The sequence below is a fragment of the Mesorhizobium sp. CA5 genome (assembly GCF_020165105.1).
In the GTDB taxonomy this organism is placed as follows: domain Bacteria; phylum Pseudomonadota; class Alphaproteobacteria; order Rhizobiales; family Rhizobiaceae; genus Mesorhizobium.
Genome location: NZ_JAIUHJ010000003.1, coordinates 13,125 through 34,861, shown reverse-complemented (window position 1 = coordinate 34,861; position 21,737 = coordinate 13,125). Strand labels below are relative to the sequence as shown.

The following is a 21,737-nucleotide window of genomic DNA, read 5'->3' as shown; positions in this document are numbered from 1 at the left end:
TCTGACAAAAAGGCGGGCCCGGCCCGCCTTTTTCTTTTGTCCGTTGATCGATGGAATTGGTTTCCCGGCGCCTTGGCAACCGCGCTCAGATCGTCGAATCCGTCCAGCGGACGATGTCGGCCGCCGCCTGGCCGAAGGCGCTGTCCAGCGCGCCGACATAAGCCGCATTGCCGCCGCCTGAGACCGGGGCGCTCGCGGTGAAGTTCTTCGAGGCGCGCACCTCGCCGTTGCGGTCGTTCAGGATGCGCACGAACAGATCGACATCGGCATGCTCGCCGCCATTGACGCGCACCTCGAAGGAGCGCACCTCGACGATGATCTGGTAGTCGATCGCAAGCCCCTCGCCCGGCTTTCCGACGCCGGCAAAGCTGCCGGAGCGCTGGAAGGTTTCGGCCAGCCTCGCCTGCACGATCAGCGGCAGCCGGTCCGCCCATTGCGCGCCCTTGAGGAACTGGATCGACCGGTCGGAAGGCCTGATGACGATGTTCTGGCTGTCCAGCGCCTTGAGCGCCGACGGCTGGGCGATCAGGATCTGGCGACGGCTGTGGGCACGCACATCGAGCGACGGCGCGGACAATTCAAACGTGTCGAGCGGCGCCGGCTTGCCGCCCAGTGCCGCGCAGCCGGCAACCGCAAGCACCAGCAACGCTGCGGCGGACGATCTCAAACTACCCGCAACCACCCCGATCGACTTCACGCGTGATCCCCGCTGTCCCCGGATCTTACGATCAACCCGCATTTGCGGTTCATTTCTTGACGGTCGCGACGGCCGAAGTCAACGCCGTGCCCTTCCATCGAACTGCCGGACCTCGCCGGCGCCGCCGGACAGAATGCGCTGCGGGTTGCGGCTGAGATCGGTCACCGCTTCCTCGATGCGGTTGATCGAGCGCCGGCTGTCCTGCACCAACCCCTCGACGTTCTGCAGGCCCTGTCCGGAGAAGCGCGACAGGTTGTCGACGATTGTGCCGAGGCGGGAGTTCAGCGTGTCGGCCACCTGCTTGAATGATTTCAATGTCGCCCTGGCATCGGCCATGACGCCGTTGGCCTCACCGGAGCCGAGGAGCTTGTCGACCTTGACCAGGATGCCGTCGACGCGCACCGAAGCGTCGTTGAGCCGCTGCGCGAGCTGGCGGGCGTCCTTGATGGTCTCGTTGATGTCGTCGGAACGGTTGGCGATCTTGTCGGTGACCTTGGCGATGTCGGACGCCGCCTTGTCGGCGTTGGCGCTGGCCTTCTGGATGTTGGCCAAAGCGGCCTTGACGTCGGCCGGATCGATGCCGTCGAGCACGCTGTTGACCTTGGCCAACGTGCCTTGCGTCTGCTTGGCGAAATCGTTGATCGAGCCGACCGCCGTGTTGACGTTATCGATGACGGAATCGAACTGCTTCGAGGTCTCTTTCAGGTTCGTCGTCACCGTGTCGACATTGGCCACGATGCTCTTGATCTGGTCCTTGTCGACGGAATTGAGCAGGCCCTCGGCGGCCTTCAGCGTGCTGTCGAGCCGGCCCGAGACATTCTTCAGCTGATCCGAAAGCGAGCTCACCGCCGACAGGAACTTGTCGATGCCGTCGGAATTCTTGGCCAGCGCGTCCGAGAAGGTCTCGACGTTCTTGACCGTCTGCGTCAGCGGACCGCGAACGTCCTTGGTGAAGCCTTCGAGCTCGCCAAGCACCTTGTCGGCGCGGGTAAAGATGTTCTGCGCCGTCTGCAAAAGGTTGGTGACCGCGGACGGATTGGCGACGATTTCGGCGACCTTGCCTTCCTTCTCCGCTTCGTCGAGCAGCCTGGTCTCCTTCGGATCGGCGCCCTTGAGCTCGATATTGGCCTGGCCGCTGAGGCCGGTCAGTCCGATATCGGCCTGCGTCGATTTGGTGATCGGCGTCCAACGGGCGATTTCGGTGTCGGCGATGGCGACGGTCGGATCGTCGCCGTCGATATAGACGTTCTTCACGTCACCCACCCTGACGCCGTTGAACAGCACCAGGCTGCCGCGGCTGAGGCCGGAGGCCGAGCCCGGGATGCGCACGCGCAGCATCGCCGTTTCGCCCCTGTCGCCGATGGCGGCCGTCCAATAGACGAAGGCGAAGGCCGCCAGGATCGCGCCAAGCGTGAAGATGCCGACAATTACGTAGTTGGCTCTTGTTTCCATCGCCCCACTTATGGCTATGCGCGCGCCGCAAGATCAAGTTGCCGGGCGCGTTTTCCGCGGAAATAGGATTTCACCCACGGCTCGTCGCTCTTCAGCATGTCGTCGATCGTGCCTTCGACCAGCACCTTCTTCTTGCCGAGCACCGCGACGTGATCACAAGCGGTGAACAGCGTGTCGAGATCATGCGTGACCATGTAGACAGTCAGATCCATCGTGTCGCGCAGCTTGACGACAAGCTCGTCGAACTCGGCGGCGCTGATCGGGTCGAGCCCCGAGGTCGGCTCGTCGAGAAAGACGATGTCGGGATCGAGCGCCAGGGCGCGCGCCAGCGCCGCGCGCTTGATCATGCCGCCGGACAGCTCGGACGGGAATTTCAGCGCGGCGTCGGGCGGCAACCCGACCAGCTCGATCTTGAGCAAGGCCAGTTCGTCCATCAGCGCCTTGGGCAGGTCGAGATATTCACGCATCGGCACTTGCACGTTTTCCATCACCGTCAGCGCTGAAAACAGCGCGCCATGCTGGAAGAGGACGCCAAGCCGCATGTCGATGCGCAGGCGATCGGCGTCGCTGGCCTTGTCGACGTCGACGCCGAACAGGCTGATCGTCCCCGATTGCTTCGGCATCAGCCCCAATATGGTGCGCAACAGCACCGACTTGCCGGCGCCCGAAGCGCCGACGAAGCCAAGAATTTCCCCGCGCTTGATATCGAGCGAGAGCTTGTCGAGGATCACCTTGTCGCCGATCGCGACGGTAACGTCGCGAACCGAAAGCACGATTTCGTCGTCATTCGTGTCCTGCGCTGCCGTGGCGCCGTTGCCGTTCGCCATCTCAGAACCCGATCGCTGCGTAGAACATGGCGAAAAGCCCGTCGAGGATGATGACGACGAAGATCGACTTCACCACCGACGCGGTCACGTGCAGGCCGAGCGATTCGGCGCTGCCGCCGACCTTCATGCCCTCGACCGACGCGATGATGCCGATGATCAGGGCCATGAACGGCGCCTTGATCAGGCCGGCAAAGATGGTGCTGAGGTCGATGGCGACGCGCAGCCTGTCGATGAACGCGGCCGGCGGGATATCGGAATAGAGCCAGGCGGCGACGATGCCGCCGCCAAGCGCGGCAAAATTGGCGATGATCGTGAGGCATGGCAGCCCGATCACCAGCGCGACGAGCCGCGGAAAGACCAGCACGCCGATCGGATTGAGGCCGATCACCTTCAGCGCGTCGACCTCCTCGCGCATTTTCATCGAGCCGATCTCGGCGGTGATGGCGCTGCCCGAACGGCCGGCGAGCATGATCGCCGTCATCAGCACGCCGAGCTCGCGCAGGATCAGCACGCCGACGAGGTCCACGACGAAGATGTTGGCGCCGAAATAGCTGAGCTGGTAGGCACCCTGCTGGGCGACGATGGCGCCGACAATGGCCGACATCAGCACCACCACCGGTATCGCGCCGACGCCCATCCGATCGATCTGGTTGAAGATCGCGGCCGGGTTGACCGCGTGGCCGCGGCCGAGCTTCATCTGCGCGCCGCGGATCGTGGCGCCGAGAATGTTCATGGAGGCGAAGAAATCGTCGCGCATCTCGTAGACACGCCGGCCAACCAGCTCCAGCGCGCGCAGGATGATGTTGGGCGGCCCGGACGGACCCGATTCGGGCTCCCGGCGAACCGCATCGCCGACCGCGCCGAGCAGGATCGAGGCGATCTCGCTCTGCCCCTGCAATTGGACCTCGACGCCTTTCTTCTCGAAGGCGCTGGCCAACCGGTCGATAAGCCATGCGCCGGCGGTGTCCATCTTTTCGATGTGGGAAAGGTCGAGCATCAGCTGTTTTGCGCCGCTTCTCTGCTCGATCTTGCGCATGTCGGCATCGACCAGCGCCACAGTGCGCGTCGTCCACACGCCAGAAAAGGCGCAGCCCAGCACGCCCCCTTCCTCGCCCACGGCAATGCGAGGCCGGTGCTCGGCGTCCTTGGCCTCGCCGCTTGCGTCGCGTTTGCGGATGGTCAACATGGCGTCCTGTTTAGCGTGACCGGACTGGCGTGTCGATTTGCCGGCAGACCGGTGTCGCACAGCCGGAGAAGAAAATTATGGCGCGTGTCATTTCGGTCGAGATGGAGCGGTTCCCGATCGCCGGCACCTTCACCATCTCACGCGGATCCAAAACCGAGGCCGAAGTCATCACCGTAACGATCGCTGACGGGGGACGTTCCGGGCGCGGCGAGTGCGTGCCCTACAGGCGCTACGGCGAGACCATGGAGGGGGTGCGCGCGGCCATCGAGTCCATGCGCGATCCGGTCGTCGCCGGCATCGACCGGACTGCCTTGCTCGCGGCCATGCCGGCCGGCGCCGCGCGAAATGCCATCGACTGCGCCCTTTGGGACCTGGAGGCCAAGCTGACCGGAACGCCGGTGGCGGCGGCCATCGGGGCCCTTCCGACGAGGCCACTGGAAACCGCCTACACACTGTCGCTCGCCGAACCGGACGCCATGGCGGCGCAAGCACGCGCCAATGCCGCGCGTCCCCTGCTCAAGGTCAAGATCGGCGGCGATGGCGACATGGCCAGGATCCGCGCGGTGACGGAAGCCGCTCCCGAAAGCCGCATCATCCTGGATGCCAACGAGGGCTGGACCGACGAAAATGTCGAGGCGAACCTCAGCTTCGCCGCGCAGCACGGCGTCGCGCTTGTCGAACAGCCGCTGCCGGCGGGCAAGGACGAGATCCTACGCCGGATCGCGCATCCGGTGCCGATCTGCGCCGACGAAAGCGTGCATGCGGCAAAGGACCTCGATGCGCTGGCCGGGCTCTATGACGCCGTCAACATCAAGCTCGACAAATCCGGCGGCCTGACCGAGGCGTTGAAGTTGCGCGACCGCGCGCGCGAACTCGGCTTCGGCATCATGGTGGGCTGCATGGTCGGCACCTCGCTCGCCATGGCCCCGGCGGTGCTGCTCGCGCACGACGCCGACTTCGTCGACCTCGACGGTCCGCTGCTGCTGGCACGAGATCGCGAGCCCGGTCTCGTCTACCGGGGATCGCTGGTTTCACCCCCCGACAGGGTGCTTTGGGGCTGAACGGGAAGCTAGGCCTATCAGCACCATGCCGACGACCGCGATCGGGATCATCGCCCAGAAACCGTCGACGCCCAAACGGTCATAGAGCGGGCCTGAAGCGAGCGTCACCGCCGCCATGAAGAAGCCGTTGAAGAAATAGGCGATGCCTTGCGCGGCGCCCGTGCGCTCTTCGGACACCGTTTCGCCGATCATCTTCTGCAGGCCGATCAACACCATCGCCACCGATACCGAATGCAGCGTCTGGACGCCGAAGAAGCCGACGACGCCCAGACCGAGCGGCCAGACCAGCGGAAAGGCGATCCAGCGCACGATCGAACCGATGCCGGCGATCACCATCACCCTGGCGACCGAGATGGAAGCAAAAATACGGTTGAAAAACAGAAACATGCAGACTTCCGACACCACGCCCCAGGCCCATAGCAAGCCAACGACGGAATCGCCGATTCCGATCGACTTCCAGTAGATCGAGACGAAGCCGTAGAGGAAGGCATGGCTGGCGGTGATGATGCCGACGCCAAGCGTGAAATAGAGGAAATAGGCATTGAACAGGCTCGGCGCCTTGTGCTGGATCTCGGTCGCCGAAAGCGGCGAGGCCTTGCGCGGCCGCCCCATGCGCGGCGACAGCAGCGCCGCGACCAGGGCCGCGCCGAGCGCAATGAAGATGATGACCGGGACCGCCTGCGGACCCGTGGCCGCCAGGATGAACCCGCCGACGACATTGGCGCACAGATACGAGATCGAGCCCCATTTGCGCATTGCCGTGTAGTTCGAGCCGAAACGGCGCACGCCCGAAAGCGCCAGCGAATCGGCCATCGGCGAATGCGGCGTCCAGACGATCGTCAAAAGCAGCGACACGGCGAGCACGACGGCATAGGTGGCCGGCAGGAAATAGCCGGCAGAGATGACCATGGAGGCCGCAACCACCGCGATATAGACATCGGCGCGATCGCGGGCCCGGTCGGCAAGCGCTGTCAGCATCGGCGTCGTCAACACGCGCAGGAACATCGGCGCGGCCAGGATGACCGCAATCTGCTCGGCATGAAAACCTTTCGCCTGCAGCCAGAGCGGAAAGTAAGGCAGATGCGTGCCTTGCGAGACGAACAAGGTCGCGAAGATCAGGCTCATGCGCAGTTCGAAATGGCTCGGCTTGACAAGCTGTTCGGGCGATAGCGGCGGCAGCGACATGAATCGATCCAATTTCGCTGCATTCGACTCCCATGCAACGTGTCTCGATCCCTAACATGCGGCAAAGCGCGACGGAACCGGCTGGACCAATCGATCGAGAGCTAGGCTGTTGAAGGACGGGGCCTTCGAGCGAGCGCCGCGCGAGCGCGAAGGCAGCAGGCTGAACCGGGGAAAGGCGGCCGGGCTCAAGCCGCCTGAGCCGCCCTGCCCTTGAGGTCGATGATATCGATCGGCACCAGCGCTTCATTGCCGGCCGACGCCTCAGGCAGCACATGCGCCCAGGTCAGGATTTCCATGCGGCCGTCGAAATGCTCGACCACCGCCGTGCAGCTTTCCACCCAGTCGCCGGTGTTGATGTACTGCACGTCGCCGTAGCTCTCGATTGCGGCGTGATGGATGTGGCCGCAGATCACGCCGTCGACATGCGAGCGCCGCGCCTCCTCCGAAAGCACGGTCTGGAACGAGCCGATGAAGTTCACCGCCTTCTTCACCTTGACCTTGGCCCATGACGAGAACGACCAGTAAGGCAGGCCGAGCAGGTGGCGCAGCTTGGTCACGACACGGTTGACCAGCATTGCCGCGTCATAGGCATAGTCGCCGAGATAGGCCAGCCAGCGCTGGTTGTGCACCACCGTGTCGAACTGGTCGCCATGGATGACCAGCAGGCGCCGGCCGTCGGCGGTCTCGTGAATGGCGCGGTCGGCGACGACGATGCCGCCGAAATGCACGCCCTGGAACTGGCGGGCGAATTCGTCGTGATTGCCGGCGATATAGGTGATCGAGGCGCCCTTGCGCGCCTTGCGCAGCAGCTTCTGCACCACGTCATTGTGGCTCTGCGGCCAGTGCCAGTTGCGCCGCAGCCGCCAGCCGTCGACGATATCGCCGACCAGATAGATGATCTCGGCGTCGTGATGACGCAGGAAGTCGATCAGGAAATCGGCCTTGGCCGCTTTCGAGCCGAGATGCACGTCGGAAATGAACAGGGCGCGAAAAGTGCGGGGCTCTGGGTCTGACATCACGATTTTACCCTTTGCTTTCGCGTGCCTATGCCCCGATTCATGCAACAACCGTATGACGGTTGCGGTTGGTCCAGCCCAGGCGCTAGCTTGCGCGCAACACAATCAGGAGAAAATCGTCATGGATCTCGGCATTCGCGGCAAGAAGGCCATCGTCTGCGCCTCGAGCAAGGGACTGGGGCGAGGCTGCGCCATGGCGCTTGCCGAAGCCGGCGTCGACCTCGTCGTCAACGGCCGCAACGCCGAACTCGTGGCCAAGACCGCCAAGGAGATCCGCGATCTATTCGGCGTCGATGTCATCGAAGTCGCCGGCGACGTATCGAAGCCCGAGGTGCAGAAAGCGATGCTCGCCGCCTGCCCCGATCCCGACATTCTGGTCAACAACAATGGCGGCCCGCCGCTGCGCGATTTTCGCGAGCTCGACCGCACCAAGATCCTCGAGGGTGTGACGCAGAACATGGTCACGCCGATCGAGCTCATCCAGGCGGTGATCGACGGCATGGCCAAGCGCGGCTTCGGCCGCATCGTCAACATCACCTCGCTGTCGGTCTATGTTCCGATCCCCGGTCTCGACCTGTCGTCCGGCGCGCGCGCCGGCCTGACCTCGTTCCTCGCCGGCGTGGCGCGCACGGTCATCGACCGCAACGTCACCATCAACAGCCTGCTGCCTGGCAAGCTCGACACCGACCGGCTGCGCGGCCCGCATGAAGCCGGCACTCCGGAAGACCCGGCCGCGGCGGCCGCGCGCAAGGCCCGCATAAGCGCCGACGTGCCGGCAAAACGTCTCGGCACGCCGGAGGAATTCGGCCAGATCTGCGCCTTCCTGTGCTCGGTCCATGCCGGCTACCTCACCGGCCAGAACATCCCGGTCGACGGCGGCCTCTACGTCAGCGCGTTCTGACGAGCCGCTATTCATCCGCCCGAAATTTTCATGCCAACCGGCAGGAATCGCTTGATTATTTCCGCTCAGGCATTGTGAAGGCCGGAGCCCGAGATTTTGGCGTCGCGAAATCGCCGACGCATGCTAAAAGGCTCCAAACCAGTATCGCAGGGAGGGGCCGCAATGGACGGCGAGAACAAGAAAACGGCCCGGTCGGACCTCGACGAGGCCGCCCTCTTCTTCCACAAGCACCCGACGCCAGGAAAGCTCGAGATCCAGGCGACGAAGCCGCTCGGCAACCAGCGCGACCTGGCGCTTGCCTATTCGCCGGGCGTGGCGGCGCCCTGCCTCGAGATCCGCGACGATCCAGCCACCGCCGCCGACTACACCGGCCGCGCCAACCTCGTCGGCGTCGTCTCCAACGGCTCCGCCGTGCTGGGGCTGGGCAATATCGGTCCGCTCGCCTCGAAGCCGGTCATGGAAGGCAAGGCGGTGCTGTTCAAGAAGTTCGCCGGCATCGACGTCTTCGATATCGAGATCGACGCGCCCGAGATCGAGCGGATGGTCGAGACGGTGGCGGCGCTCGAGCCGACCTTCGGCGGCATCAACCTCGAGGACATCAAGGCGCCTGAATGTTTCGAGGTCGAGGAGCGGCTGAAGGCCCGCATGGGCATTCCGGTCTTTCACGACGACCAGCACGGCACCGCGATCATCGTCGCCGCCGCGGTGCTCAACGGGCTGGAACTGGCCGGCAAGACGATTTCCGACATCAAGATCGTCACGTCCGGCGCGGGTGCGGCAGCACTCGCCTGCCTCAACCTTTTGGTCTCGCTCGGCGCCAAGGTGGAAAACATCTGGGTCACCGACCGTTTCGGCGTCGCCCATAAGGGTCGCGTCGAAGAGATGGATCGCTGGAAAGATCCCTATGTGAAGGACACCGAGGCGCGCACGCTGGCCGACGTCATCTCCGGCGCCGACGTCTTTCTCGGCCTTTCCGCCGCCGGCGTGCTGAAGCCGGAGCTTTTGCAGCACATGGCGCCGAAACCGCTGATCCTGGCCTTGGCCAACCCCAATCCCGAGATCATGCCGGAAGTGGCACGCGCCGCGCGGCCGGACGCCATGATCTGCACCGGGCGCTCGGATTTTCCCAATCAAGTCAACAATGTACTGTGCTTTCCTTACATCTTCCGCGGCGCGCTCGATTGCGGCGCCAGCGCCATCAACGAAGAGATGAAGATGGCGGCGGTGCGGGCGATCGCCGCCCTTGCCCGCGAGGAGCCTTCGGATGTCGCGGCGCGCGCCTATTCCAGCGAGACGCCGATTTTCGGCCCCGATTTCCTGATCCCCTCGCCCTTCGATCCGCGCCTTATCCTGCGCATCGCGCCGGCGGTGGCGAAAGCTGCCTGCGACACCGGCGTCGCGACGCGGCCGATCGCCGACTTCACCGCCTATATCGACAAGCTCAACCGCTTCGTCTTCCGCTCCGGCCTGGTAATGAAGCCGGTGTTCTCCTCCGCCAAAACCTCGAGCGCCAAGCGTGTCATCTATGCCGACGGCGAGGACGAGCGCGTGCTGCGCGCCGCGCAGGTGGTGCTGGAGGAAGGCATTGCCGAGCCGATCCTGATCGGCCGTCCGCATGTCGTGGAGGTCCGGCTGAAGCGTTACGGCCTGCGAATCCGTCCGGGCGTCGATTTCGGCCTGATAAACCCGGAAGACGATCCGCGTTACCGCCACTATGTCGACCTCCTGATCGAGCTTGCCGGCCGCCGCGGCATCACGACGGAAGCCGCCCGCACCATGGTGCGCACCAACAATACGGTGATCGCCGCTCTTGCGCTGAAGCGCGGCGACGCGGATGCCATGATTTGCGGCCTCGAAGGCCGCTTTGAGCGGCATCTGCGCAATGTCACGCTGATCATCGGGCCTCGCGCCGGCATCAAGGACCGCGACCTGTCGACATTGTCGATGCTGATCTCGCAGCGCGGCATCATCTTCCTCACCGACACGCATGTCTCGGTCGATCCCACAGCGGAAGAAATCGCCGAGATGACTGTGCTCGCGGCCGAGGAAATCCAGCGCTTCGGCATCGAGCCGAAAGCAGCGCTTCTGTCGCATTCGGATTTCGGCTCACGCGATTCACCCGGCGCGCTGAAGATGCGCCAGGCCGCGGCGATCCTGGCTCGCATCGCCCCGGAACTCCAGTGCGATGGCGAGATGCATGCCGACTCCGCTCTTTCAGAACATCTGCGCCAGCGCGTCTACCCGCATTCGCGGCTGAAAGGCGAAGCCAATCTGCTGGTCTTCCCGAACCTCGATTCGGCCAACATCACGCTGACGGCGCTGCGCGCCATGATGGACGCGCTGCATGTCGGGCCGATCCTGCTCGGCACCGACAAGCCCGCGCACATATTGACGCCGTCCGTAACCTCGCGCGGCGTCGTCAACATGACCGCGCTTGCGGTAGTCGAGGCGGCGCATAAGGCGCAGGCGCTCGTCGACTTGAACTGAGGTGACGCGACAAAGCGCAATTGTGCCGGGTTGCAGACTAAGGGAACAGTAACCACGAACGCGATAGCCTTCCGGCACGGGCAATCGGGATTCCACGAGAATGAAGGGGCTGAAGCTGATGCATCTTGCGACGCTGCTTGCAGCGCTTGAAGGCTCAGCTGTCGCCGCCGCTGAAACCCAGGCCGCCTCTCGCATATGCCGGCAGCTCGAAGCCGAACTCGCCACCGCCCGCGGTGGTGGCGGAGGCCCAGACATCGTGCGCAAATATGACGAAGCCATCCAGCGCCAGAGCGAGCAGCTTGCCAAGGCCCGCGGCCGGGCAAGCGACGCCGGTTGCGGCTTCACGCTGTTTTCGCGCAATGTCAGCCAATGCGCCGCGATCAACGCCTCGATAGAGCGCATGAACGCCAATCTCGACACATTGCAGGCCAAGCGCGAGCGGCTGGCCGCCGGCGGCACGCGGCGCGACCGCAGCCGCGTCCTGGCGGCGCTCGATGCCAATGGCTGCCGCGACGACGAGATCGCGCCGCGCCGCGCGCCGCTTCGGGAGGCGGCCCGCGACAATGGAAGTGGCAATCTGTTCGAGCAGCTTTTCGGCCGCCAGGACCAGCAGCTCGAAACGCCCGATGCCCCCGGTATGCCGGACTCGGCGGACGTGCCGTCCGATGATCCGAGCGTGCGCAACATTCGCCGCGTCATCAACCAGCCGGACGGCATGGACCTGCCCCGGCTGGGCGGCGAGTTCCATACGATGTGCGTGCGCACCTGCGACGGCTATTTCTTCCCGATGTCGAATGCCGCTTCCATCGGTGACTTCGAGCGCGACCGGAAGAATTGCGAGTCGAGCTGCCCAGGTACCGAGATGCAGGTCTTCTATTCGCGCGGAATGGACGACGATTCTGGCTCGATGACCTCGTCGGCGACAGGTCAACCCTACAGCGAGCTGCCGACCGCCTATCTCTACAAACAGGCCAATTACTCGCGCCCGCCCACCTGCGGCTGCAATGCGCAGGCCGGCAATTTCACGATCATCGGCGGCAACCCGCCTGATCCTGAACAATCGCAGCCGAACGGCGAGGCAGCGCGCTTCATACCGATGCCGGCGTCCAAGCCCGATCCGGGCGCCGATCCGGAAACGCTCGCCAATGCCGAAGGCGGGCTCGACCTTGATGCGATCAGGCGGCTGACCACCAAAGTGCCGGTGTCGCCGGTCTCGGCGCTGCCGCCCGATCAGCGCAAGGTCAGGGTCGTCGGGCCAGCGTTCCTTCCCGACCCATCAGCGGCAATAGATCTGAAAGCTCCGGCCCCGAAGTCCGCCCGGTAAGGGCCAGCCTCAGCGGCATGAACAACGGCTTGCCCTTGCGCCCGGTGGCTTCCTTGATCTTGCCGGTCCAGTCCTTCCACACCGTGCCGTTCCACGGCTCCTCGGGGAGAACGTCGAACGCCTGATTGAGGAAATCGCGGTCTTCGCCGGAAAATTCCGCCGGCTCCTGCGGACCCTCGCTCAGGATACGCCACCAAGCGACCGCGTCCGACAGGCGGTCGAGATTGCCGCGCACGGCAAGCCAAAACGGCTCGGCCTTGTCGCCGGAAATGCCCAGCACCATCAGCCGGTCGCGCGCTTCCTCGAACGACATGCGATGCATCAGCGTGCGGTTGAGCACGAAGAGCTCGTCCGGGTCGAATTTGGAGGCGGACTTGGACGTCGCAGCCGGGTCAAAATGGCCGGCGAGCTCGTTGAGATCATGCGCGGCGGTGACATTTTCCGACGTGCCGACAAGCACCGCCAGCGAAGCGACGGCCATCGGCTCGATGCCGTCCTCGCGCAGGCTTTCGATCGACAGCGCGCCGGTGCGCTTCGACAACCCCTCGCCCGACACGGTGGTGAGCAAATTGTGGTGGCCGAAGACCGGCGGCTCGGCGCCCAGCGCCTTGAAGATGGCGATCTGCACGCCGGTGTTGGTGACATGGTCGTCGCCGCGGATGACATGGCTGACACCCATCTCGATGTCGTCGACCACCGAGGGCAGCGTGTAGAGATAGGTGCCGTCCTCGCGCACCAGGACAGGATCCGACAGCGAGGCGAGGTCGACCGTCTCCTCGCCGCGCACCAGGTCGTTCCAGCGCACCTCGGTGCGCTCCGGCTGCAGCGGGTCGTTGGTGTAGTTGGGCAGCAGGAAGCGCCAATGCGGCCGGCGGCCATCCGACTGGTACTCCGCCACCTGCTCCGGCGTCAGCGTCAGCGCTTCGCGGCCATAGACCGGCGGCAGGCCGCGCGTGCGGCGCACCTTGCGGCGCAGGTCGAGCTCTTCCGGCGTCTCGTAGCAGGCATAAAGCACCCGCGCCGCCTTCAGCCGCTCGACCGCCGCGTCATAAATCTCGAAGCGGCGCGACTGGTATTCGGTGACATCCGGGAAGATGCCCAGCCAATGCAGGTCGTAAAGGATGGAATCGGCGTATTCCTGCGTCGAGCGGGCAATGTCGGTGTCGTCGAAGCGCTGGATGAAACGGCCTTTGTTGTTCATGGCGAAAAGCCAGTTGAACAGCGCGGTGCGCGCATTGCCGATATGGATGCGGCCGGTCGGCGATGGGGCAAAACGTACGGTAACTGTCATGAGCGGGGCGTAGCGGATGCTTTTGGTGTTGACAAGGCGCGCCCCCGCGCGAACGCAACAGATAGTGCAAGCCAGCTAAAATGAAAAGCCAGCGGCCCGACACGGCTTCCGGCCTGGCCGGTCGCCGCGTCAAGCGCCTGCAAAGCCGGGCTTCTTATGTCCCCGTTATCCACATATGTGACACACAAGATGTTGGGGTCATAAAAGCTACGCAAACGAATCCTTGACGGGTCGGAACGAGTCGCTTTTTATAGGCCATGCGCTCCTGTAGCGGGCGCGACCGGAGAGTTCTGAGGCCGGTCTTTTTTCCCGGATTTTGTGCGTTTTGTCCCGAATTTCCGCCTGTTCACGAGGCCGGCGGAAGCGTTGGGATCGTTAGGGCTTGGGTGGGCGAAAGGGAGAATTGTCGGCCTGGAAAAAATGATCTGTTAACACTATATTTAGTGTTTGCAGGCAGGCTCGACGCTAGATAGTGTGAACCTCCCTCTGCGGAGGGAATCGACAAAAGTTTCAGTTCGAGGGACCCGCGGGTCGGCCGGCAACCTGGGTAAGCGCATGGAAAGGCGTTTGCTTGTCTGCATGGCAGTGCCCGCGACGAGGAGAGTGTCGGCGTCGCCCGCGATGCCGGCAAACGGCGGACTGCGCTTTTCGCCATGTGGGGCAGCAATCCCTTGGGAAAGGCGCTATATATAGACACAAAGGAACGGGACCAATGCGCATCGAGCGTCGCTTCACCAAGCCAGATCAGTCCGCCTATGCGGAGATCGAATTTCGCAAGGCTTTGTCGGAGATCAAGAATCCCGACGGCTCGGTGGTGTTCCGCCTGGACAATATCGATGTGCCGGCGCAGTTCAGCCAGGTCGCAGCCGACATCCTGGCCCAAAAGTATTTCCGCAAGGCCGGCGTGCCGGCGCGCCTGAAGAAGGTTGAGGAGAACGACGTTCCCTCCTTTCTGTGGCGTTCGGTTGCCGACGAGGCCGAGCTCGCCAAGCTGCCCGAGGCCGAGCGCTATGGTTCGGAAACCGACGCGCGCCAGGTTTTCGATCGCCTCGCCGGCACATGGACCTACTGGGGATACAAGGGCGGCTACTTCAAATCCGAGGATGACGCGCGCGCCTTCCGCGACGAGCTCGCCTATATGCTCGCCACCCAGCGCGTCGCGCCGAACTCGCCGCAATGGTTCAACACCGGCCTGCACTGGGCCTATGGCATTGACGGCCCGAGCCAGGGCCACTTCTATGTCGACCCCTTCACCGGCAAGCTGACCAAGTCGAAGTCCTCCTACGAGCACCCGCAGCCGCATGCCTGCTTCATCCAGGGCGTGCAGGACGACCTCGTCAACGAGGGCGGCATTATGGACCTGTGGGTGCGCGAGGCGCGCCTGTTCAAATACGGCTCCGGCACCGGCTCGAACTTCTCGATGCTGCGCGGTGAAGGCGAAAAACTTTCCGGCGGCGGCCGCTCGTCCGGCCTGATGAGCTTCCTCAAGATCGGCGACCGCGCGGCGGGCGCCATCAAGTCGGGCGGCACGACGCGCCGCGCGGCGAAAATGGTCATCGTCGACGCTGACCACCCGGATATCGAGGACTTCATCGACTGGAAGGTCAATGAGGAGCAGAAGGTCGCCTCGCTGGTAACCGGCTCCAAGATCGTCAAGAAGCATCTCGAAGCCATCATGAAGGCCTGCGTCAATTGCGAAGGCCAGGGCGACGACTGCTTCGACCCGGCGCTGAATACCGCGCTGAAGCGCGAGATCAAGGCGGCCAAGAAGGACGCCGTGCCGGAGAACTATATCTACCGCGTCATCCAGTTCGCCCGCCAGGGCTACACCTCGATGTCGTTCAAGACCTACGACACCGACTGGGATTCGGACGCCTATCTCACCGTCTCCGGCCAGAACTCCAACAACTCGGTGTCGCTGAAGGACAATTTCCTGCGCGCCGTCGAGGCCGATGGCGACTGGCAGCTCACCGCCCGCAAGGACGGCAAAGTGCTGAAGACGCTGAAGGCGCGCGACCTGTGGGAAAAGATCGGCTACGCCGCCTGGGCTTCCGCCGATCCGGGCCTGCACTTCAACACGACGATGAACGACTGGCACACCTGCGCCTCCGCCGGTGCGATCCGGGCCTCCAACCCGTGCTCGGAATACATGTTCCTCGACGATACGGCCTGCAACCTCGCCTCGATCAACCTTTTGCCCTACCGCCGCGAAGACGGCACGATCGACATCGCCGCTTACGAGCACACCGTTCGGCTGTGGACCATCGTGCTCGAAATCTCGGTGATGATGGCGCAGTTCCCGTCCAAAGAGATCGCCAAGCTCTCTTACGAATACCGCACGCTCGGCCTCGGCTACGCCAATATCGGCGGCCTGCTGATGACCTCAGGCATCCCCTACGATTCCGACGAGGGCCGCGCCATCTGCGCCGCGCTCACTGCCATCATGACCGGCGTCGCCTACTCGACCTCGGCCGAAATGGCCGCCGAGCTCGGCGCCTTCCCGGACTATGACCGCAACGCCCAGAACATGCTGCGCGTCATGCGCAATCATCGCCGCGCCGCTTACGGCGACAAGGACGGCTACGAGAAGCTCGCCGTCAACCCGGTGCCGCTGGTCGCCTCCGACCTGAAGCAGCAGGCGTTGGCCGAGCATGCCCGCGCCGCATGGGACCGCGCCATTGAGCTCGGCGAGGAGCATGGCTACCGCAATGCGCAGGCAACCGTCATCGCGCCGACCGGCACGATCGGCCTCGTCATGGATTGCGACACAACCGGCATCGAGCCCGACTTCGCCCTGGTGAAGTTCAAGAAGCTCGCCGGCGGCGGCTATTTCAAGATCATCAACCGCGCCGTGCCGGAAGCGCTGCGCACGCTGGGCTATTCCGAGAGCCAGATCGCCGAGATCGAGGCCTATGCGGTCGGCCACGGCAACCTCAACCAGGCGCCCGGCATCAACCCCGGCTCGCTGAAGGCCAAGGGTTTTAGCGACGAGAAGATCGCGGCGCTGAATGCAGCGCTGAAATCGGCCTTCGACATCAAGTTCGTGTTCAACCAGTGGACGCTCGGCGCCGACTGGGTGAAGGAGACGCTCGGCTTCACCGACGAGCAGCTCGGCGACATCTCCTTCGAGATGCTGCCGGCTCTCGGCTTCTCGAAAAAGGACATCGACGCCGCCAACATCCATGTCTGCGGTGCGATGACCTTGGAAGGCGCGCCCTTCCTCAAGGCCGAGCATCTGCCGGTATTCGACTGCGCCAGCCCCTGCGGCAAGATCGGCAAGCGCTCGCTCTCGATCAACAGCCACATCCTGATGATGGCGGCAGCGCAGCCCTTCATCTCGGGCGCCATCTCCAAGACCATCAACATGCCGAACGAGGCGACGGTCGAGGACGCCAAGAACGCCTACATGCTGTCGTGGAAGCTGGCGCTGAAGGCCAACGCGCTTTATCGCGACGGCTCGAAACTGTCGCAGCCGCTCAATGCCTCGCTGCTCGTCGATGACGACGAGGACGAGGACGAGGCGGTCGAGCAGCTGATCGCGGCGCCCGCCGCGCAGCGCGCCGTGCAGGTGACGGAAAAGATCGTCGAGCGCGTCATCGAGCGGCTTTACCGCGACCGCGAGAAACTGCCGAACCGCCGCAAGGGCTACACCCAGAAGGCCGTCGTGGGCGGCCACAAGGTGTATCTCCGCACCGGCGAGTTCGACGACGGCCGCCTGGGCGAGATCTTCATCGACATGCACAAGGAGGGCGCCGCCTTCCGCGCGATGATGAACAACTTCGCCATCGCCATCTCGCTCGGCCTGCAATATGGCGTACCGCTCGACGAATATGTCGAGGCCTTCACCTTCACCAAGTTCGAGCCGGCCGGCATGGTGCAGGGCAATGACGCCATCAAGAACGCGACGTCGATCCTCGACTACGTGTTCCGTGAGCTCGCGGTCTCTTATCTCGGCCGCCACGATCTCGCCCATGTCGACCAGTCGGACTTCGACAAGACCGCGCTCGGCCGCGGCATCACCGAAGGCAAGGCGACGCCTTTCTCCAAGGGCCTCTATCGCGGCGCCTCGCCGGTGAAGCTGGTGTCAGCTGCGGGTTCAGACCCGAAGGGTTTCGGCGGCTCGGGGCCGTCGACCGCCCCTGCCCGCGCGGCGCCCACCGCCTTCTCAGGCTCCAACGTGCTGGCGCTGAAGCCGGCAAGCGACGAGGCCATCGCCTACAAGCGCGACTATGAGGAGCGCGCCAGGGAGCTGGCCGAGGATATGGTGGAAGAGGAAACCGAAGCCGCCGGCGGCGCCGAGGCGTTATTCACCGACGCCGCCGCCAACGAGGCGGCCGAAGCGAAAAAGCTCGCCGCGACCAGGCGCCAGCAGTCGCTGCTCCAGGGCTACACCGGCAATGAATGCTCCGAGTGCCACAACTTCACCATGGTGCGGAACGGCACCTGCGAGAAGTGCGATACGTGTGGAAGTACAAGTGGGTGCAGCTGAGAGCTTAGATGCCGCCTCGGCTTACAGTCCGCGAAGTTATTCGCATGCTGGAGGCCGACGGCTGGTATTTGGTTGCAACCAAAGGCAGCCATCGCCAATATAAGCATAAGACCAAAGCCGGCCGCGTCACCGTGGCCGGCAAGCCGTCTGAAGAGGTTGCACCAGGAACGTTGAACAGCATCCTCAAGCAGTCCGGCCTGAAGGAGTGATGCTATGCGCTACGCCGTGGTGATCGAAAAAGCCGGAAATAACTTTTCTGCATATGTGCCCGACCTGCCAGGCTGCATCGCTACCGGAGCGACGGTAGCTGAGGTGGAAACCGAAATCCGTGATGCGATCCGCTTCCACATCGAAGGTTTGCGTGCTGACGGGCTGGATGTGCCGAAAGGCGTCAGCCTGGCGGAGTATGTAGAGGCGTAGCGTCTGGCGCCACGGCATTAGGGTAGAGGCATAACATGCCACAGGCCAGGCAAGATTAGCTTTTCGGAAATCGGGGCCTTGCTCGCTTACCCTTAAGGTCAATCTTAGTTTGGATTACTCATATACCCCAAGAGATTTTCTCTATGTCCCCCATGACGTTTGGCGCACATATGAGGACGCATGCAAGATTCTTCCTGTCAGCCCAGCTGGCTCGGCTGTCATTTCAAGACGCTGCCTTGAAGACCTATTGCTGTCGCTTGGTCACACCCAAAGAAGTCTAGCCAAACAGATTAGGTCAGCTACCAAAACCGATCGCCCAGGGGGAATGGCGGGAACTTATACAGCCTATGCCGATATGATCAGGTGCATTGGCAATCTTGCAGCACACCCTTTCATGACGAGCAACGGACTTCGGTCCTTCGAAGTCGAATATGAAGACGCTCATTGGTGTCTAGAATGATCGAGGAATTATTCGACTTTTTTTTTATGAAAAACCTGAGGCCTTTGAGACGCGCACAATGGAGCTACAAGGCAGATTGATGAGACTGCACCGTCCCTGACGAACCGCGGCGCAGGCCGACCGCCACCATGACCGCCGAGTGTTCCGCCCTACCATGATCGACCACATCACCATCGAAGTGAGCGACCTCGACAAGAGCAAGCTCTTCTACGAAAAGGCTTTCGCGCCCTTGGGGTATCGTCTCGCCTTCGGCAAGGACGGCGTGTTCTGGGCCTTCGATGTCGGCAACGGCTGCCTGTTCGAGATTCAGAGCACGGGTGAGAAACCTTCGCCGCTCACCCATCTGCATGTTGCGTTCCGGGTGAAGAGCAAGGCGGAGGTCGATGCATTCTATCGCGCGGCGCTCGATGCCGGCGCAGCCGACAATGGCGCGCCCGGGCCGCGTCCGGACTATGCGGAACATTACTACGCCTGCTTCGTGCTTGATCCCGACGGCTACAACATCGAGGCGATGATCAACGGGGGGTAGGTGGCGATGCCCCCTTCTGCTTCGTCATTCCAGGGCGGAGCAAGGAGCGAAGCGACGCGCGCAGACCTTGGAATCCATTCCGTTACATCGACGCGTTGCAACGGTCCAGAATTCTGCTCCGTTTGCACGCTTCACCGTGGTCACGGAATGGATCCTCGGGTCAAGCCCGAGGATGACGACCGCGCGGGGCCGAGGCATGAGCGCCCTCTCCTTCTCCCCTTGTGGGAGAAGGTGGATCGGCGCGCAGCGCCGAGACGGATGAGGGGTGTTCCAGCGAAGTGAGAGGCTGGCGATCTTGCTGCGGCGCCCCCAACCGGCAAGGCTTCCATCAAGCTGGAACACCCCTCATCCGGCCGCTTCGCGGCCACCTTCTCCCGCAGGGGGAGAAGGAGAAGAGCGCTCAATCCTTGAACGCGATTCCGTATTTCGCCGCCTGTTCCTTCGGCATATCCGCCAGCGCCTGGCGCACCGTGTAGCCGCCATAGACGTCGCCGCCGTTGCGGATCATCCAGTCCTCGACGTCGGCCTCGGCCACCGTCATGCGGTCGCCCATCTTGTACTGGTTGCCGTTGACCGGCTTGTCGGCCAGCAGGCCGACGAAGCGGCCGTCGCTGAAAGCCACAAGCTGCATCCAGATATGCTCGGTGGCGCCGTTCTGGGTCAGCGGAAATTTGACGGTGTAGGTGCCAGGCGTGCGTGCGGCTATCAGTTCATGGAAGCGCGGCAGCGTCGAATGGCCCTTGGCCTTGGCGCCCTGCATCGCCGCGTCGGTGGTGGAGTAGGCGACCACATTGTCCTTGGGCTCGCTGCCCCGCATGTGCGAATTGAAAAATCCGTAGCCGACGGCGGCTACCAAAGCGGCAGTAACAATCAGTTTGCGCATCGAAACCTCTCCGAAATGCGATCACGGACACGTTACCGGAAGCCCGTTGCCGCACCTCTAAGAGACAGGGTGAGCGCATGGTTAGCGAAATGCCGAAATTGCCATCGACCTCACCGGCGACGCCCGCGCGTGAGGCGCCGGTGCTTCCCCTCCTCCCCTTATGGGAGAATGCGGGTCGGCGCGCAGCGCCGAGACGGATGAGGGTTCCAGCGGAGTGAGATGCTGGCGATCATCAGTCGTTTGCGAAGGTCTGCATCAAGCTGGAGCACCCCTCATCCGGCCGCTTCGCGGCCACCTTCTCCCGCAAGGGGAGAACTGAAAACTCCGCCTTAATCCGCGTCGGCTATCATCTGCCCGCCGCCCAGCCACGCGCGCCATTGGCGCTCGTCGCCATGGAAGACGTTGAGGTCGATGCGGCCGCTGACGCCATGCGACAGGCCGGAGCCGGAATACTGCCAGAACAGCCACTTGCGGCCCGGATAAACCTTTGACGGATGCGCGGCCACGGCGCGCAGCCAGAATGGGTAGTCTTGGAAGGCGCCGCGCAGGTTGTCGCGATAGAAATCGGGGCTGGTGTAGATGATGGGCCGCTGGCCGTAGTGGCGCTCCAGCCTGTCCATGAACACCTGCATTTTCTCCAGCACCTTTTCACGCGAAGGCCGCCGCTTGCAGGAAGACTCGCCGTTCCACTCGACGTCGATGACCGGCGGCAGCGCGCCGTCGACCTTCGGCACGTTGCGGATGAACCAGTCGGCCTGCTCGCCGGCGGTGCGGCACCAGTAGAAGAAGTGATAGGCGCCCCGCTTCAGCCCGGCGGCATCGGCGTTGCGCCAGTTCTTCATGAACATCGGGTCGAGATGGTCGCCGCCATCGGTCGCCTTGATATAGGCGAAGTTGGCGCCCTGGGCGCGCAGCTTTCCCCAATTGATGTTGCCCTGCCAGCGCGAGACGTCGACGCCGTGAACGGCAAGGTGGCGCGGCGAGGAACGGCCGAAATTGATCGGCTTGGCGTCGCGGAACGCATAGCGGGTGACCGGACCGGCGAGCATCGCGGGGGCGGCGCGCGACAGCCGCTTCGGCAGCGAGACGAGTGCTGCCTCCTGCACCGGCGGCTCGACACTCTCCGGCAGATCGGCCGCCGGGAAGTTCACCGTCTCCTCCTCGGCAAGGCCGAATGGGCGCGAGTTCTCGTCGCCGGGGCGAGCGTTCTCGTCGTCGGGGATCACATTGTTTTCGTCGAGCAGCGGCGCCGGCGGCTTGATGCGCGCGGCACCCGACATCGACGCGGTCTCGACGGTTCGTTCGGCGACTGCGGTCCTCACGCCCTTCGACACCGGCGCGCTCGGCCGCACGACCGAGCTCGTCGTCTCATTGGACGGCATCTGCAAGGCATCGACGCCGGACGTGGACGAGCAGCCGGCGAGGCAAAGCGATGCGAGCACGAAACTGACGACGCTAAAAATCCGCATCTTGACCTGTACGCAAAACAACACAGACCGAAGGCAGGAACAGCGCCGCCGGAAACGCCA

Annotated in this window: 17 protein-coding genes and 2 pseudogenes; 9 read left to right on the top strand and 10 right to left on the bottom strand. The window is 63.6% G+C overall.

The genetic code is table 11. From position 1 onward, the window contains the following. Positions 1-85 precede the first annotated feature (85 nt). From LB529_RS05030 to LB529_RS05015, 4 genes are read right to left on the bottom strand one after another with little or no spacing between them, the layout of a single operon-like run. Complete coding sequence (locus LB529_RS05030; RefSeq protein ID WP_224532044.1) at positions 86-739, bottom strand: ABC-type transport auxiliary lipoprotein family protein; 654 nt, start codon at positions 737-739, stop codon at positions 86-88. A 36-nt stretch (positions 740-775) separates the two neighbouring features. Then, positions 776-2,149 (bottom strand): MCE family protein, encoded by a 1,374-nt coding sequence (locus tag LB529_RS05025; RefSeq protein ID WP_224710431.1) that lies wholly within the window; start codon positions 2,147-2,149, stop codon positions 776-778. Between the two features lie 14 nt (positions 2,150-2,163). Then, the gene (locus tag LB529_RS05020; RefSeq protein ID WP_140694926.1) at positions 2,164-2,976 is read right to left on the bottom strand and encodes an ABC transporter ATP-binding protein; all 813 of its coding nucleotides are present in this window, start codon (positions 2,974-2,976) and stop codon (positions 2,164-2,166) included. 1 nt (position 2,977) lies between these two features. Next, on the bottom strand, positions 2,978-4,162 hold the full coding sequence (locus LB529_RS05015; protein ID WP_224710430.1) for an ABC transporter permease: 1,185 nt from the start codon (positions 4,160-4,162) through the stop codon (positions 2,978-2,980). Positions 4,163-4,239: 77 nt separating this feature from the next. Here LB529_RS05015 and dgcA point away from each other — a divergent pair, with 77 nt between their 5' ends. Beyond that, positions 4,240-5,223, top strand: coding sequence for an N-acetyl-D-Glu racemase DgcA (gene dgcA, locus LB529_RS05010; protein WP_224710429.1), 984 nt, complete (start codon positions 4,240-4,242; stop codon positions 5,221-5,223). Here the strand turns inward: dgcA and LB529_RS05005 are convergent. After that, positions 5,194-6,408 carry an MFS transporter gene (locus LB529_RS05005; RefSeq protein WP_224636423.1) on the bottom strand — a complete coding sequence of 405 codons (1,215 nt, stop codon included), beginning with the start codon at positions 6,406-6,408 and terminating at the stop codon, positions 5,194-5,196. The genes dgcA and LB529_RS05005 overlap by 30 nt on opposite strands. A 185-nt stretch (positions 6,409-6,593) precedes the next feature. Next, a complete protein-coding gene (locus LB529_RS05000) occupies positions 6,594-7,424 on the bottom strand; it encodes a UDP-2,3-diacylglucosamine diphosphatase (protein ID WP_140841106.1) in 831 nt (276 codons plus the stop codon). Positions 7,425-7,545: 121 nt separating this feature from the next. Here LB529_RS05000 and LB529_RS04995 point away from each other — a divergent pair, with 121 nt between their 5' ends. The 3 genes from LB529_RS04995 (at position 7,546) to LB529_RS04985 (ending at position 12,136) form a co-directional block, all read left to right on the top strand. Beyond that, entirely contained in the window at positions 7,546-8,325 is a 780-nt protein-coding gene (locus tag LB529_RS04995) for an SDR family oxidoreductase (RefSeq protein ID WP_224710428.1), read from the top strand. A 162-nt stretch (positions 8,326-8,487) separates the two neighbouring features. Next, entirely contained in the window at positions 8,488-10,812 is a 2,325-nt protein-coding gene (locus LB529_RS04990; RefSeq protein WP_224710427.1) for an NADP-dependent malic enzyme, read from the top strand. 100 nt (positions 10,813-10,912) lie between these two features. Continuing rightward, positions 10,913-12,136: a DUF2865 domain-containing protein gene (locus tag LB529_RS04985; RefSeq protein WP_411962434.1), complete on the top strand. Its 1,224-nt coding sequence runs from the start codon at positions 10,913-10,915 to the stop codon at positions 12,134-12,136. Here LB529_RS04985 and gltX read toward each other — a convergent pair. Beyond that, positions 12,054-13,427, bottom strand: a complete 1,374-nt coding sequence (gltX, locus tag LB529_RS04980) for a glutamate--tRNA ligase (protein WP_224710426.1) — start codon at positions 13,425-13,427, stop codon at positions 12,054-12,056. The two genes, LB529_RS04985 and gltX, sit on opposite strands and share 83 nt — an antisense overlap. A gap of 712 nt (positions 13,428-14,139) precedes the next feature. Between gltX and LB529_RS04975 the strand changes: the two genes are divergently transcribed. The 5 genes from LB529_RS04975 (at position 14,140) to LB529_RS04955 (ending at position 19,325) form a co-directional block, all read left to right on the top strand. Continuing rightward, a complete protein-coding gene (locus tag LB529_RS04975; RefSeq protein ID WP_224710425.1) occupies positions 14,140-17,916 on the top strand; it encodes a vitamin B12-dependent ribonucleotide reductase in 3,777 nt (1,258 codons plus the stop codon). Positions 17,917-17,924: 8 nt separating this feature from the next. Beyond that, positions 17,925-18,125: a type II toxin-antitoxin system HicA family toxin gene (locus LB529_RS04970; protein WP_127863793.1), complete on the top strand. Its 201-nt coding sequence runs from the start codon at positions 17,925-17,927 to the stop codon at positions 18,123-18,125. Positions 18,126-18,129: 4 nt separating this feature from the next. Next, complete coding sequence (locus LB529_RS04965; RefSeq protein WP_013532022.1) at positions 18,130-18,336, top strand: type II toxin-antitoxin system HicB family antitoxin; 207 nt, start codon at positions 18,130-18,132, stop codon at positions 18,334-18,336. Positions 18,337-18,445: 109 nt separating this feature from the next. Beyond that, positions 18,446-18,796: a DUF4145 domain-containing protein gene (locus LB529_RS29205; RefSeq protein WP_224710424.1), complete on the top strand. Its 351-nt coding sequence runs from the start codon at positions 18,446-18,448 to the stop codon at positions 18,794-18,796. A 154-nt stretch (positions 18,797-18,950) separates the two neighbouring features. Next, positions 18,951-19,325, top strand: coding sequence for a VOC family protein (locus LB529_RS04955; RefSeq protein ID WP_224710590.1), 375 nt, complete (start codon positions 18,951-18,953; stop codon positions 19,323-19,325). A gap of 400 nt (positions 19,326-19,725) precedes the next feature. Here the strand turns inward: LB529_RS04955 and LB529_RS04950 are convergent, their stop codons facing one another. The 3 genes and pseudogenes from LB529_RS04950 to LB529_RS29200 all read right to left on the bottom strand — a co-directional run. Further along, entirely contained in the window at positions 19,726-20,208 is a 483-nt protein-coding gene (locus LB529_RS04950; RefSeq protein WP_095765235.1) for a DUF2314 domain-containing protein, read from the bottom strand. Between the two features lie 329 nt (positions 20,209-20,537). Beyond that, positions 20,538-21,398: pseudogene (locus tag LB529_RS04945) on the bottom strand (GH25 family lysozyme); the annotation flags it as partial. A 140-nt stretch (positions 21,399-21,538) separates the two neighbouring features. Next, positions 21,539-21,677: pseudogene (locus LB529_RS29200) on the bottom strand (muramidase); the annotation flags it as partial. Positions 21,678-21,737 lie beyond the last annotated feature (60 nt).